The organism is Sphingopyxis sp. (assembly GCF_016793825.1).
Classification (GTDB): domain Bacteria; phylum Pseudomonadota; class Alphaproteobacteria; order Sphingomonadales; family Sphingomonadaceae; genus Sphingopyxis.
The window spans coordinates 19,305-32,793 of sequence record NZ_JAEULM010000052.1; the positions used below are offsets into that span (position 1 = coordinate 19,305).

Below are 13,489 nucleotides of genomic sequence, written 5' to 3' on the forward strand. Positions count from 1 at the left end.
GGAGGCTGGCGATCGGGTTATAGCACCCGCCGGATCGCGGTCGTCCGTGCCGCCGGACGGTTCACGACGAAGTTCGGATGATCAAGGGGCAGCGGCGCAAGCTTCTCGCTCCCGCTCGCACCCTGCTCGCGGCCGAGGACGAAGGTGCCGGCATTCTGCCCGAACGCCTCCCCCTCACCATCCCAATGATAGGTCACGTCGAAGGCCATGACCGGCACAAGCACAGGCTTCCCCCCGACCATCAACGGTTCGACCGCCAGGCGGGGCAGCATCACTTCGGTACTGAGCTGCTCGCCCGCGCCGGGCGCGAGGGTCATGTCGTCGCGAAGAACGCTGCCGCCCGCACCGTCGAAGAAGCGCGCGAGGACTGGCTCGGTCATCGCGGAGCCCTGATTCAGCGCGATCCGCACCATAAGCCCGGTCGCGGCGACGGGCCCCTGATTGGCAAGATTGAGCGCGAAAGCGACGATCAGTTGGTCGCTCGTCATCCGGATTCCCCGGATATCCAGCGCCATCGACACGGAAGCCCGCTGCTCGTCCGCCGGCCGGGTGACGAGCGGCGAGGCGGCCGGCGGCGCCGTGCGGGCTGGTACGGACGGCGGGGCTGGCGGGGGCGGGGTCGAAGCGGCACGGGGTGCCGCCGGAGCAGGCGTGGCGGGGCGCGGCAACGGGTTGGGGGCAGCCGCCGGATCGTCAAAATCCGCCGCGGCATCGGCCGCTATCGCCGGACGACGGCGCCAGTACCAGACGCCGGCACCCACCGCGGCAAGCCCTGCGAGCAGCCACGCCCAGATCGGCGCACCGCCTGCACCGCCGGATGGCGATGCGGCGGCGCCGCTGTCGGACGGCGGCGCAACGGCGACCGGCGCGGTCGGATCGTTCGAAAATCCCGGCGCAGCCGTCGCGGACGCATCGTCGGCAGGCTGTGGCGTGTCCGCCGGGTTCGCCGATGCCGGGGAGACCGGCGCCGAATCGATCGGGCGCGATGCGGGTTGCGGTTGGCGTGGCGGCGTGGTGGCGGACGCATCGCGGCGAGCGGGCGCGGCCGCGGCAGACGGGGTCGAAACAGGCCGCGCGGGCTGCGTCGCAACGACCGGCGGCGCTGGCGTCGGCGCCGGGGTCGGCGCGGGGGCTGGCGTCGGCGTCGGCGTGGCGCGATCGCGCGGCCCCAGCGGCGGAATATTATTGTCGGTCGGCCCCTGCACCCCCGGCGTGCGGCCATCGTTCGCGGGCGGCAGCCGGAAGGTCGAGGAGGGAGTCGGCGTTGGGGCGGGCGTATCGGCTTGCTGCGCCGTGGCGGGCGTGATCAGCGCAAGCGATGCCGCCAACGCGCCCAGCGACAACCGCGCCGCCTTGTCCCTCTGTCCGATCGTCCGCACCGTCATTCTGATACCCGCAATCCCGAGACCACTCATTCGGCAGCACCACTGAATTGGCGCTGAACCCCGATTTCGCGCCGATGCTGCGTATCCACCGGATGACATCGGCCGCGCGCGTCCCTAGAGGGTTTCCATGTCCGATTCTACCCCCGCGCCGCTCGCACCCAAACATCTTGGCCAGTCCAGCGAACTGCCTGCCTCACCCGGCGCCGCGATCCTCGACTATGTCCCGAACCCGCGGACGGGCGATCTGTATCTCGTCCGGTTCGCCGCGCCCGAGTTTACCTCGCTCTGCCCGGTCACCGGCCAGCCCGATTTCGCGCACCTCGTGATCGACTATGCGCCGGGGGAAACGATCGTCGAATCGAAAAGCCTCAAGCTCTTTCTCGGCGCCTTTCGCAACCATGCCGGCTTCCACGAAGATTGCACCGTCGGCATCGGGCGCCGCCTGTTCGACGAAATGCGGCCGCGCTGGCTTCGCATCGGCGGTTACTGGTATCCGCGCGGCGGGATTCCCATCGACGTCTTCTGGCAATCGGGCCCGCCGCCGGAGGGCTTGTGGCTTCCCGACCAGGGCGTCGCGCCCTACCGTGGACGCGGTTGAAGATTCATCTTTCCGTCACAAATTGTTGACACTAATGTCAGCGCTATGACCGCCGCTTCGCTCCCGCATGACCACGACATCAAGGTCGGCGCCGACCAGATCGATTTCATGGGGCATGTAAACAACGCCCATTATCTAAGTTGGGTACAGGAAGCGGTCCTGTCGCACTGGCGTCACATCGCGCCGCCCGATGCAGTTGCGGCGCATCTGTGGGTCGCGCTGAAGCACGAGATCACGTATCGCCGCCCCGCCTTCCTCGACGATCAGGTGATCGCAACCGTGATCCTCGAGAAAGTCCAGGGCGCGCGCGCTTTCTATGAAACGATCATCAAGCGCGGCGAGGAAGTGCTGGCCGAAGTCAAATCGAGCTGGTGCTGCATCGACGCCGAAACGCTACGCCCCGCCCGCCTCGCGAGCGACGTGATCGCGCGCTTCTTTCCGGCCGAAAAACCCTAACTCGACCCCGCGATCATCGCATCGACGAGCGTTTCCATGAATTCGCAGCTGTCCTTGATTTCGCGTAACCTCTCAAGGTTCGCGGGATTGTCCGGCTGCTCGGCAAGTTTGCCGAACATCGCGATCTGCTTGTTGAGGTCTGCCTGGATCTGGTCCTTGTCCTCATCCGCAAGGACGGTCGCGACCGCCAGGAACTTGGTGCCCGACGCGGCAGCCTTGGGGTCTTCGGGATCCTTGTCGCCGCCAAGGCCCGCCATGATACCGTAAAAGGCCATGCACTGGACGCTGTCGTCGTAAAGCTCGCGTTCGTCCGCGTCGATGGTCATCGCGGCCGCCGGCGCGGCGGCACCGAGCAAAAGCGCCGCAGCCAATATCGTATATTTCATCGATTCCCTCACAAGAAATCGACCCACGCCTTGCCTTGGCATGGCATCCTGCGATCACAAAGCGCTAAATGCCCGGGCGTGCGTCGCAATTCGTGGACACGCGCAGGGCTAAAGGATCCTACACCGCCTCGAAACGCAGCGGCAGGCGTTTCAGTCCGCCGACAAACGCCGATTCGACCCGCGCGGGCTCGCCAGCAAGTTCGAGGCGCTGCAACCGCGGCAACAACTCCTCCATCAGGATCCGCATCTCCATCCGCGCCAGATGCTGACCAAGGCAGACGTGGGCGCCAAAGCCGAACGCGATCTGCTGGTTCTTCTCGCGGTCGGGATCGAAAACGAACGGGTCGGCAAAAATGGTCTCGTCGCGGTTGGCCGAGACATAGTTCAACATCAGCCAGTCGCCCTCGCGGATCGTCTGGCCGCCGATGTCGACATCCTCCCTCGCGCTGCGCATGAAATGCTGCACCGGCGTGGTCCAGCGGATCGCTTCCTCGATCAGCCCCGCCTTCTCGCTGTCCGAACCGCGAAAGCGTTCGAACAGCGCCGGGTTCTTCGCCAGTTCCATCATGGCACCCGCCGTCGATGCGCTCGTCGTGTCGTGCCCGGCGGTCGCGATGATCATGTAATAGCCGGCGAGTTCGCGATCGGGGATCTGCTCGCCGCCGACCATCGCGTTGGCAATCACCGTCGCGATGTCTTCGCGCGGGTTCGCGCGGCGGTCGGCGGTCAGCGCGCCGAAATATTGTTCGAAATCGGCGATGACATAATGGAGCATCGCGATCGCCTGTTCGGCGCTCGTGATCGCTTCGCGGCTGCGGTTGAGTTCGGGATCGGTCGGACCGAAAAGCTGCTGCGTCAACATCAGCATGCGCGGCTCGTCCTCGGCCGGGACCCCCAATATGTCCATGATCACGCGCAGCGGATAATGCGCCGCGACGTCGCGCGCGAAATCGCAGGTCTCGCCCGCCGCCAGCATCCGTTCGACCGTTTCGCGCGCGATCTGGCGAACGCGGTCTTCGACGATCTTCAGATTCTTCGGCATGAACCAGCTTTGCGTCAGCAGCCGGTATTTCATGTGGTCGGGCGCGTCCATCTGCACCAGCGAGCGGATCAGATGACCGTCGTTGTTCGGTGTCGCCGCCCGTGCGAGCGCCTCGCCGTCGCGATTGGTCAGCACGGTCGGACGGATGCCGCTTGCAAAGCGCTGCGGATCGCGGCCGATCGCCATGATGTCGGCATGCCGCGTGACGAGCCAGAAAGGGTCGTGGTCGTCGTTCTCCGCAACAGCGAGCGGCGCGTTGGCGCGGGCCCACGCAAGGTGTCGGTGAAGCCCGTCCCACTCGCCATAGGCGACCGGATTGACGACGGCGGCGGCTACCTCTCCAGGCAATATAGGTTTTGTCATGAAACCAAAACTGCCTGATCGCGTGTCATCTGTCGAGAGCCATCGGCCGCCTGCCGAAAGAACGCGCGGCTCCATGTCACAGGGGCGTAGCGCAGCGCCCAAATTATACCGGGGATCGCAACCATGAAATATTCAACTCGTCATCTGCTTATTACCGCCGTCTCGTCGCTCGGCCTTGCCGCCTGCGCCGCGCAGCCGGGGATCGAACCCGTTGCCGCGCCCGTAGCCGCCGAGCCGGTGTTCACCGGCGCTCCGCTCGATGCGAGCGTGCCCAGCCAGTTGCCGCGCATTGCCGCGCCGCTGCACTATGACGTCAGCGTGACGCCCGACGCCGGGGCGCTGACCTTCACCGGAGAAGCCGGGATCGACTTTGAGCTGTACGAACCTTCCGCGACTTTGACCCTGAACGCGCTCGACCTGAGCTTTACCAGCGCCAGCCTGACCGGCGTCGACGGCCGGCCGATAGCGCTGACCGTGGCCACCGATGGGACCGCACAGACCGCGACCTTTACCGCCCCTACGCCGCTCGCGCCCGGAAAATATCGCCTGACAACCGCCTACACCGGCGTGATCAACACGCAGGCGAACGGCCTTTTCGCGCTCGATTATCCCGACAAGACGGGTGGCGGCGACGTGCGCGGGCTGTTCACCCAGTTCGAGGCGCCCGATGCGCGCCGTTTTCTGCCCAGCTTCGACGAGCCGAGTTACAAGGCGACCTTCAGCCTTTCCGCAACGGTGCCCGCCGATGACCTCGCGGTCAGCAATATGCCGGTAGCGAGCGAAACCCCGGCCGTCGGCGGCAAGAAGACCGTCGTCTTCCAGACGTCGCCGAAGATGTCGTCCTACCTGCTCTTCTTCGCGACCGGCCGTTTCGAGCGACTCGCCGAAAAGAGCGAAAGCGGCGCCGAGGTCGGCATCGTCTCGCCCAAGGGCTCGGGCGAACAGGCGCGCTTTGCGCTCGACAGCCTCGGTCCGCTTCTCACTTACTACCGCGACTATTTCGGCCAACCCTATCCGCTGCCGAAGCTCGACAATGTGGCGGGGCCCGGCCAGTCGCAGTTCTTCGGCGCGATGGAAAATTGGGGCGCGATCTTCACCTTTGAACGCATCCTGCTCGACGATCCCAGGATCACCAGTGAAGCGACCCGACAGCAGATTTACACCACGCAGGCCCACGAAGTGGCGCACCAATGGTTCGGCGACCTCGTCACCATGGCATGGTGGGACGACCTGTGGCTCAACGAAGGCTTCGCAAGCTGGATGGAGACCAAGGCGAGCGATCACTTCCACCCCGACTGGCAACCGCTGCTCGACCGCGTCGACGGGCGCGAACGCGCGATGACGCTCGACGCTTTCGCGACGACGCACCCGATCGTCCAGACGATCCGCACCGTCGAGGACACGAACCAGGCGTTCGACGCGATCACCTATCAGAAGGGCGAGGCCGTCATCACCATGCTCGAATCCTACGCGGGCGAGGATGTGTGGCGCGACGGTCTGCGCGCCTATATGGCGAAGCACAAATATGCAAACACGCGCACCGACGATCTCTGGAACGCGGTCGAAGCGGCGGGGGCAAAAGGGCTGACCGCGATCGCGCATGATTTCACCAACCAGCCCGGCATTCCGCTGCTCCGCGTCGGCGGCATCACCTGCGCAAGCGGCCAAACGACGGTCCAGCTTGTCCAGAGCGAATTTTCGCGCGACCGCAAGGATCGCGTGGATGCCGACGGGCGACGCTGGCGGGTTCCGGTGCTGGCACGCGCCGGAAATGGCGCGGTGGCGCGGCAGGTCGTTACGGGCGGTGCGACCACGCTAACGCTGCCCGGATGCGGCCCGGTGCTGATCAACGCGGGGCAGGCGGGCTATTATCGCACGCTCTATTCGCCCGCGGCGCTCGGCGCGCTGAAGGGGAGTTTCACGTCGCTCGCGCCGATCGACCAGCTCGGGCTGCTCGGCGACAATTTCGCGCTCGCCAATGCAGGCTATCAGCCGATGGGCGCCGCGCTCGACCTGCTGGCCGTCACGCCGCCAGGCGCAAACCAGAAGGTTCTTGGCGATGCGGCCGGACGCTATGAAATCCTCTATGGCTATTTCGACGACCAGCCCGCCGTGCAGAAACAGATCGCCGCACGCGCCAGCGCCGCTCTGGCGCCGGCTATGCGGCGGCTTGGTTTCGACGCGCGGCCGGGCGAACCGGCGCTCGACAGCATCCTGCGGTCCGAACTGCTCGGCGCACTAGGCACGATGGGCGATGCGAAGGTGCTGGCAGAAGCGCGCCGCCGCTTCGCGCTGCTCGACACCGATCCCGCCGCGCTCGACGGACCGCTGAAATCCCGCTGGCTCGGTATCGTCGCCTCGAATACGAGCGCCGCCGAATGGGACAAGCTGCGCGCGATGGCGAAGGGATCGAAGTCGGCGGTCGAACGCAGCGCCTTCTACACGCTGCTCGGCAATGCAAAGGATCCCAAACTCGCGCAACGCGCGCTCGACCTCGCGCTCACCGACGAGCCGGGCAAGACCGTCAGCGCCGCGATCATCGGCGCGGCCGCGCGCAATCACGCCGAACTGGCGGTCGATTTCGCGCAGAAGAACCAAGTCGCGGTCGACCGGCTGATCGACGCCTCCGCTCGCGCTCGCTTCCTTGCTGGACTCGCGGCCTCGTCGAACGATCCGGCGATGATCGCGAAGCTCGAAGGCATCGCGGCGCCGCTGCCGGCCGACGCCCGCAAGCCCTATGACAAAACGATCGCGACCCTGAAGGAACGCAGCGTCAGCCGTCCGCGCATCAAGGGCGAAATCGCCGCTTGGCTGAAGGCGAAGTAACCACGCCATCCTTGGGCCGTCACCCCTGCCAGAGCGGGGGTGGCGGCCAAGCTTAGGGGCCTGACCCTAGTCCGCGAGTTGCGGCGCGCCCGCCGGCATCGCCGCCTTCCATTGGGCGCGCGCCTTGCGGATCATGGCTTTGAGCGCGTCGGCGTTGCGCTGCCACGCCGATGCCGCTTCCGCCGTCCAGGCATCGCCGGCGGCATCCCCCAGTTGCGCGACCGTCATGTCGATGAAGGCGTCATATTCGGCGATCGGCAGCGCACCATAGCTGCGGTGGGTGAAGACCAGTTCGGCAACGAGAGGCCACACCCAACCTTCGCCTTTTGCAAGGCCCAGCATCATCTCCAGCGTCTCGTCAGTCATCCGCCGCGAGGCGGCATCGACCGAAATGAAGCTCGCGCGCCGTTCGGGGAAAGCAGCAAAGAAGCGTTCGAACAATGGCAGGCGCATGTCCACGTCGGCAGAGGCGGCCAGGCTCGCCTCCATCGACGGGACATCCCGTTCCATCAGAGCCTCCTCTGGTCATCCCGGCGAAGGCCGGGATCTCGCCAGTGCGTCACATTGCATCGTTGAGAGCCCGGCCTTCGCCGGAGTGATGGAAAGAAAGATACCGACAGTCACTTGAACAGGCTGCCCAGAATGCCCCGCATCAATTGACCGCCGAACTTGCCCGCGACCTGCCGCCCGATGCTCGTCGCCGCGGAGCGCGCGGCCGACTGCACCATCTTTTCGGTAAAGCTCGGCTTCGCGGCTTCGCGTGCCGCGACCTTTTCCTGCTGAAGGCGAACGCGCTCTTCCGCCGCCTTGCGCTTCGCGTCTTCCTTGGCGGCGATCGCGGCCTGCTTGTCGGCCTCGACCTGCGCCTTCGCTTCTATCGCCGCCGCCTGCGCCTGCTCGGCCTTGGCGGCGAGCAGCTCCTCGGCACTCTCGCGATCGACCACGGTGTCGTACTTGCCCGCAACCGGCGATATCGATTGAATGATCGCACGTTCCTTGGCCTCCAGCGGCCCCGCACGCGAACAGGGCGCCTTGATCAGCGTCCGTTCGACCGGCGATGGCGCGCCATCGGCCATCAACAGCGAGACTAGCGCCTCGCCGACCTTGAGTTCGGTGATCTCGCGTTCGACATCGACTTTCGGGTTGGGGCGGAAGGTGTCGGCGGCGGCCTTCACCGCCTTCTGGTCACGCGGCGTGAAGGCCCGCAGTGCATGCTGGACACGATTGCCAAGCTGCCCGGCGATCGTCTCGGGAACGTCGATCGGGTTCTGCGTGACGAAATAGACCCCGACGCCCTTCGACCGGATCAGGCGGACAACCTGTTCGATCTTCTCGGTCAGCGCCGGCGGCGCATCGTCGAACAGCAGGTGCGCCTCGTCGAAAAAGAAGACGAGCTTCGGCTTGTCGGGATCGCCGACTTCGGGAAGCGTCTCGAACATTTCGCTCAAGAGCCACAGCAGGAAGGTCGCATAGAGCTTCGGGCTTGCCATCAGCTTGTCGGCGGCGAGGATGTTCACATAGCCGCGGCCATTTTCGTCAAGCCGGATCATGTCCTGGATGTCGAGCGCCGGCTCTCCAAAGAAATGATCGCCGCCCTGCGTTTCCAGCGTCAGAAGCTGGCGCTGGATCGTGCCTACCGTCGCCTTCGACACATTGCCATATCTTGTCGTCAGCTCATCGGCATGCTCCGCGCACCAAACGAGCATCGCCTGCAGATCGCCCATGTCGAGGAGCAACAGATTCTGCTCGTCGGCGACACGAAAGGCGATCGCGAGAACCCCTTCCTGCACTTCGTTGAGCCCCATCAATCGCGCCAGCAGCAGCGGCCCCATTTCGGAAATGGTAGTGCGGATCGGATGCCCCTGTTCGCCGAACAGGTCCCAGAAGATCACCGGATTGTCGCGATAAGCCCAACCGGTGTCGCCGATCTCGGCCGCGCGCTTGGCAAAGATCTCGTGCATTTTCGACGTCGGGCTTCCCGCCATCGCCAGGCCCGACAGGTCGCCCTTCACGTCCGCGACGAAGACCGGCACGCCGACCGCCGAAAAGCCCTCGGCCAGGCCCTGCAGGGTCACGGTCTTGCCGGTGCCGGTTGCGCCGGCGATCAGCCCGTGGCGGTTCGCCCGTTTCAGGACCAGCGACTGGCGCGGTCCGTCGGGCGCTCCACCGCCGCCAAGGCCAATATAGATTTCGGTCGCTTCGCCGCCATCGCTCACTGCGCTTTTCCTCCACTCAGGCACCTGTCCAAAGGTCTAGAGCGGAGGGGCAGGAAATCAAGCGAACAGCGCGGGGGCTCACCCCATCACAAAGGCATTGAGCTTGTTACCGTCGGGGTCGCGAAAATAGCCGGCGTAGAATCCCTCGCCGCGCGGCCCCGGCTCCCCTTCGCTCGTCCCGCCGTTGGCCAGTGCGATGTCATAGAGCCGCTGGACCTGCGCCTCGTCCTTCGCCTCCAACGCTACCATCACGCCGTTGCCGACGCTCGCGGGATTGCCGTCGAACGGCTTGGTCAGGCCGATGCCCGCACCACCGCCCGGCTTGCCCCAAGCGATGAAGCCGTCGAACTCCATCATCCGCGGCGTATCCAGTTCGGCCGCGATCGCGTCGTAAAAGACCGCCGCCCTGGCGAGGTCGCTCGTGCCCAGCGTGACATACCCGATCATTCTTCTTCTCCCGACTCGAAATGATGTCGAACATAATAGGAACATTTTGCCTTGGGGGCAAAGAAAAAGGGCGCCGGACCCGTTGGTCGCAGCGCCCTTTCGAACCGCTGACGCGAAAGGCTCACGGCTTTACGCGGATGGCGAAGAAGACAGAGGGCCCACCACGCCGCAGGATTTCCAGCAGCACTGCTTCGCGGCCCGCCGACTTCGCATCGCTGACGATCTTTGCAAGCGCTTCGCTCGACGTCACCGGGGTACGGTTGGCGCTGACGATCACGTCGCCCCGACGCAGCCCCTTGCGACCGGCATCGCTGTTCGCCGAAGCGGCGCCGATCACGAGCCCCCTGGTGCCGGCGTCGACCCCGACCGCGCGCGCGATATCGGGGGTCAGCGTCTGCACGGCCAGGCCAAGTGTGGTCTGGATCGTCGTGTCGGCGGCCCCCTTCGGATCGTCGGGCGTCGCCTGCTCGTCCTCGGGATCGAAATTCGAACCGGCAAGCTGCTCTTCGGGCGGGCGGGTGCCGACGACGGCATAAATCGTCGTGCTCTTGCCATCACGGATCACCTCCAGCGGGATGCGCGCGCCGGGCTTGGTATTGGCGACGATGTACGACAGCGTCTGCGACGGCGTCACGTCCTTGCCATCGACCTTGGTCACGACGTCGCCGCGTTTCAGGCCGGCCTTCGCCGCCGGGCCGTCATCCTCGACGCGCTGGACGAATTCGCCGCGATCCTTCGGCAGGCCCAGCGCCGCGGCCAGATCCTCGTCGACCGGCGCGATGCCGATGCCAAGATAGCCGCGCTCGATCTTCTGACCGGCGCGCAGCGAATTGATCACCGGGATCGCCGCTTCGGCGGGAATCGCGAAATTGACGCCGATATTGGCGCCGACCGGCGAGATCAGCATGTTGTTGATGCCGACGACATTGCCATGAAGGTCGAACAGCGGACCGCCCGAATTGCCGCGGTTGATCGCGGTATCGGTCTGGATAAACCGGTCATAGGCGCCGCCCTGGCCCAGGTTGCGCTGCACGGCCGAGATGATGCCCGCGGTCACCGTCGAACCAAGGCCCAGCGGATTGCCGATCGCGACCACCCAGTCGCCAACGCGCGCGCGGCTGCTGTCGGCAAACTTCACAAAGGGCAGCCCCGTCGCGTCGATCTTGAGCAGCGCCAGGTCGGACGCGGCGTCACGACCGACGATCCGCGCCTTATATTCCTTGCCGTTGGTCAGGGTGACCGTGACCTGATTCACCGCCTCGGCCCGCGGGCCGCCGGTGACGACATGGTTGTTGGTGACGATATAGCCATCGTCGGAGATCAGAAAGCCGGATCCGCCGCCCTGCTGTTCCTGCGTGACGGGTTCGCGCGTTCCCGCAAAAGGATCGAGCCTAACGCCCAGCGTGACTTCCTGCTTGGTCGAAATATTGACCACCGCGGGCTGCAATTGCTCGACGAGGTCCGCGAAGCTCTCGGGCGCGCCGGCGCGCGGAACGGCTTTCGCGATCTCGCTGCTTTCATTCTGCGCGACCTGCGCGATGACGGGCGACTGGGTGACGAGCGCCAGCGCGGTGCCACCCACCAGCAAGGCCGAAGTGATGCCATAAACATAACGCACGATCGCAATTCCTTTTCTCTTGCGAAAACTCTGACCCCGGCAGGCCGCTATCTGCTCACCGCAGGCTGAACGACGTTTGAACATGAACGGCGGTTGCACGCACCGTTCATATTGTTCAATTTCCCCGGAACTGGCGCAGATATTCGCTGTTCGGCGACAATATGATCGAATTGTTGGCGTTCTTCGCCGTGTCGCCGAGGAAGGTCTGCCGATAGCTCTGCATCGCGCGGTAGAAATCGTAGAATTGCGCGTCCTTGCCATAGGCTTCGGCATAGATGCGCGCCGCCTCGGCATCGGCGTTGCCGCGAATGATCTGCGCTTCCTTCTGGCCAAGCGCGCGGATCGCGACCGCTTCCTGTTCACGCGCCGACCGCATCCGGTTGAACGCGGCGTCCAGCGGCGTGCCGGCGGGCAGGTCGGCGCGCTTGATACGCACATCGATGACTTCTGCGCCATATCGCCGCGCTTCGCGGTTCAGAGCGTTCTGGATATTGGTCATCACATTACCGCGCTCGGCGGAAAGCAGCGACGCAAAGCTGCGTTTGCCAAGCTCGTTGCGAAGCGACGATCCGAGGATCGAGGTCAGCTGGCCCTTCAGATTCTCCTCACTGCGGATCGACGTGTAGGTGCGCGACGGATTGGTAATCCGGAACCGCGCAAAAGCGTCGACCTCAAGCAGATATTGGTCGGTCGTCAGCACGCGCTCATTCTGCATGTTGGCGCCAAGGATTCGCTTGTCGAAAAACACGACCGAATCGAAGAAGGGAATCCGCGCGACCAGTCCGGCGCCCGAACTGCCGAAGCGTTCGTTGGGCTTGTACTGGTTCACGACGCTGTTGATCTGGCCGTAACGGATAATCAGTGCCTGCTTGTCCTCGGGGACGATCACCAGCGTCAGGCTGGCGATCACGAGGAGCACGACGAGGCCGAATATCAGCCGGAGAGGACGGGAGAGGACGGTATCGAAAAAGCTCATTGTCCACCCTCCGTGACCGGCGCGGCCCGCCGCCGCAATTCGGGAAGCGGAAGATAGGGCGTCACTCCGCCCGATTCGACGATCACCTTGTCCACGGGGGCAAGCACCTGTTCCATCGTTTCATAATAGAGGCGTCGCTTGGTCACCTCGGGGGCCAGCTTGTACTGTTCGTACAGCTTGTCGAACTCGGCCGCCGCACCGCGCGCGCGTTCGAGCTGCGCGCTGGCATAGGCCTCGGCCTCGTTGATGTTCGATTCGCGTTCCTGCTGCGCCGCCGTCACCTTGTTGAAGGCGTCGGTGACCTGCTCGGGCTGCACCGCCCGCTGCAACTGGATCGCCTCGATCGTCACGCCTGCGCGATATTTGTCCAGCAACTGCTGCATGCGCGCACGCACTTCGCTTTCGATACCGGCACGGCGCGGACCGATCGCGTCGGTCAGCGTATAATTGGCGACTGTCGCGCGCATCGCGCTTTCGGCGACCTCGCGGATCGTATTTTCCTGATCCGCGATCTGGAACAGATATTGGTGCGGATCGCGTACCCGCCAGCGCACTTCATAGCCCAGGTTGATGATATTCTGGTCCTGCGTCAGCACGAAATTCTGCGAATCATTGCTGGTCGCGCCGATCTTCAACTCGCGAATCGACTGGACATCCTCGATCTGCACGCGTTCGAACGGCTCGGGAAGCTTGAAATTGATGCCCGGCCCCATCGTCCGCGAATAGCTGCCAAGCGTGGTCACGACGCCGGCCTGTCCTTCGCCGATGATCTTTACCGACGAAAAGACGAGCCACAGCACGACGACCGAGCCGATGCCCCATTTCCACACCCTGGCCGAATCGCCGAAATTGAAGCTGTTGCCGCCGCCCGAACCGCCGCCGCCGAAACCGCCGCGTCCCTTGCGGAGCAGTTCGTCGAGCGCCGACGGACCACGGGGCTTGCGCGGACGAGCCGGACCGGCGGGGTCGGGCGTCACCCACGGGTTGCGCGGACCAGGACGTTCGGTCCCCTCGTCCTTGCCATCGCCCCCTTCGCCCTTGCCGCCCTTCGGGCCCCAAGGACTGTTCGCCATCAGGCTGATCCGGTGGAAAAATTGCCGCAGCCCCCCTGGGACGCGGCCTTCCATGTTGCCGTCATTTTCGCTCATCATGCCTGCTTTTATAGGGAGGGTCTGC

12 protein-coding genes are annotated in these 13,489 nt (G+C 64.9%); 3 read left to right on the forward strand and 9 right to left on the reverse strand.

The features are described 5' to 3' along the window. Positions 1 to 17 precede the first annotated feature (17 nt). Positions 18 to 1,385 (reverse strand): hypothetical protein, encoded by a 1,368-nt coding sequence (locus JNM03_RS18215; protein WP_294038848.1) that lies wholly within the window; start codon positions 1,383 to 1,385, stop codon positions 18 to 20. Positions 1,386 to 1,512: 127 nt separating this feature from the next. On the opposite strand from JNM03_RS18215, the gene queF reads away from it, so the two are divergent. Both queF and JNM03_RS18225 read left to right on the forward strand, forming a co-directional pair. Continuing rightward, a complete protein-coding gene (gene queF, locus JNM03_RS18220) occupies positions 1,513 to 1,983 on the forward strand; it encodes a preQ(1) synthase (protein ID WP_294038849.1) in 471 nt (156 codons plus the stop codon). 45 nt (positions 1,984 to 2,028) lie between these two features. Then, entirely contained in the window at positions 2,029 to 2,439 is a 411-nt protein-coding gene (locus JNM03_RS18225) for a thioesterase family protein (RefSeq protein ID WP_294038850.1), read from the forward strand. On the opposite strand, the gene JNM03_RS18230 is transcribed toward JNM03_RS18225, so the two are convergent. Continuing rightward, positions 2,436 to 2,825 carry a hypothetical protein gene (locus JNM03_RS18230; protein ID WP_294038852.1) on the reverse strand — a complete coding sequence of 130 codons (390 nt, stop codon included), beginning with the start codon at positions 2,823 to 2,825 and terminating at the stop codon, positions 2,436 to 2,438. The two genes, JNM03_RS18225 and JNM03_RS18230, sit on opposite strands and share 4 nt — an antisense overlap. Before the next feature lie 118 nt (positions 2,826 to 2,943). Beyond that, a complete protein-coding gene (locus JNM03_RS18235) occupies positions 2,944 to 4,230 on the reverse strand; it encodes a cytochrome P450 (protein WP_294038854.1) in 1,287 nt (428 codons plus the stop codon). A 123-nt stretch (positions 4,231 to 4,353) separates the two neighbouring features. Here JNM03_RS18235 and JNM03_RS18240 point away from each other — a divergent pair, with 123 nt between their 5' ends. Further along, the gene (locus JNM03_RS18240; RefSeq protein WP_294038855.1) at positions 4,354 to 7,056 is read left to right on the forward strand and encodes a M1 family metallopeptidase; all 2,703 of its coding nucleotides are present in this window, start codon (positions 4,354 to 4,356) and stop codon (positions 7,054 to 7,056) included. Positions 7,057 to 7,122: 66 nt separating this feature from the next. Here JNM03_RS18240 and JNM03_RS18245 read toward each other — a convergent pair whose 3' ends face one another. The 6 genes from JNM03_RS18245 to hflK form a co-directional block, all read right to left on the reverse strand. After that, positions 7,123 to 7,566: a hypothetical protein gene (locus JNM03_RS18245; RefSeq protein WP_294038856.1), complete on the reverse strand. Its 444-nt coding sequence runs from the start codon at positions 7,564 to 7,566 to the stop codon at positions 7,123 to 7,125. Between the two features lie 110 nt (positions 7,567 to 7,676). Continuing rightward, positions 7,677 to 9,245 (reverse strand): helicase HerA-like domain-containing protein, encoded by a 1,569-nt coding sequence (locus JNM03_RS18250; protein WP_294039071.1) that lies wholly within the window; start codon positions 9,243 to 9,245, stop codon positions 7,677 to 7,679. Between the two features lie 105 nt (positions 9,246 to 9,350). Beyond that, positions 9,351 to 9,719, reverse strand: coding sequence for a VOC family protein (locus tag JNM03_RS18255; RefSeq protein ID WP_294038857.1), 369 nt, complete (start codon positions 9,717 to 9,719; stop codon positions 9,351 to 9,353). A 121-nt stretch (positions 9,720 to 9,840) separates the two neighbouring features. Beyond that, positions 9,841 to 11,337, reverse strand: coding sequence for a Do family serine endopeptidase (locus tag JNM03_RS18260; protein WP_294038858.1), 1,497 nt, complete (start codon positions 11,335 to 11,337; stop codon positions 9,841 to 9,843). Positions 11,338 to 11,452: 115 nt separating this feature from the next. Further along, positions 11,453 to 12,313 (reverse strand): protease modulator HflC, encoded by an 861-nt coding sequence (gene hflC, locus JNM03_RS18265; protein ID WP_294038860.1) that lies wholly within the window; start codon positions 12,311 to 12,313, stop codon positions 11,453 to 11,455. Next, a complete protein-coding gene (gene hflK, locus JNM03_RS18270) occupies positions 12,310 to 13,464 on the reverse strand; it encodes an FtsH protease activity modulator HflK (protein ID WP_294038862.1) in 1,155 nt (384 codons plus the stop codon). The genes hflC and hflK overlap by 4 nt, the downstream gene beginning before the upstream one ends. Positions 13,465 to 13,489: the final 25 nt, after the last annotated feature.

Coding starts and splice junctions, on each gene's coding strand:
- JNM03_RS18215 (WP_294038848.1), bottom strand. CDS start 1,385: ATGACGGTGCGGACGATCGGACAGAGGGACAAGGCGGCGCGGTTGTCG.
- queF (WP_294038849.1), top strand. CDS start 1,513: ATGTCCGATTCTACCCCCGCGCCGCTCGCACCCAAACATCTTGGCCAG.
- JNM03_RS18225 (WP_294038850.1), top strand. CDS start 2,029: ATGACCGCCGCTTCGCTCCCGCATGACCACGACATCAAGGTCGGCGCC.
- JNM03_RS18230 (WP_294038852.1), bottom strand. CDS start 2,825: ATGAAATATACGATATTGGCTGCGGCGCTTTTGCTCGGTGCCGCCGCG.
- JNM03_RS18235 (WP_294038854.1), bottom strand. CDS start 4,230: ATGACAAAACCTATATTGCCTGGAGAGGTAGCCGCCGCCGTCGTCAAT.
- JNM03_RS18240 (WP_294038855.1), top strand. CDS start 4,354: ATGAAATATTCAACTCGTCATCTGCTTATTACCGCCGTCTCGTCGCTC.
- JNM03_RS18245 (WP_294038856.1), bottom strand. CDS start 7,566: ATGGAACGGGATGTCCCGTCGATGGAGGCGAGCCTGGCCGCCTCTGCC.
- JNM03_RS18255 (WP_294038857.1), bottom strand. CDS start 9,719: ATGATCGGGTATGTCACGCTGGGCACGAGCGACCTCGCCAGGGCGGCG.
- hflC (WP_294038860.1), bottom strand. CDS start 12,313: ATGAGCTTTTTCGATACCGTCCTCTCCCGTCCTCTCCGGCTGATATTC.
- hflK (WP_294038862.1), bottom strand. CDS start 13,464: ATGATGAGCGAAAATGACGGCAACATGGAAGGCCGCGTCCCAGGGGGG.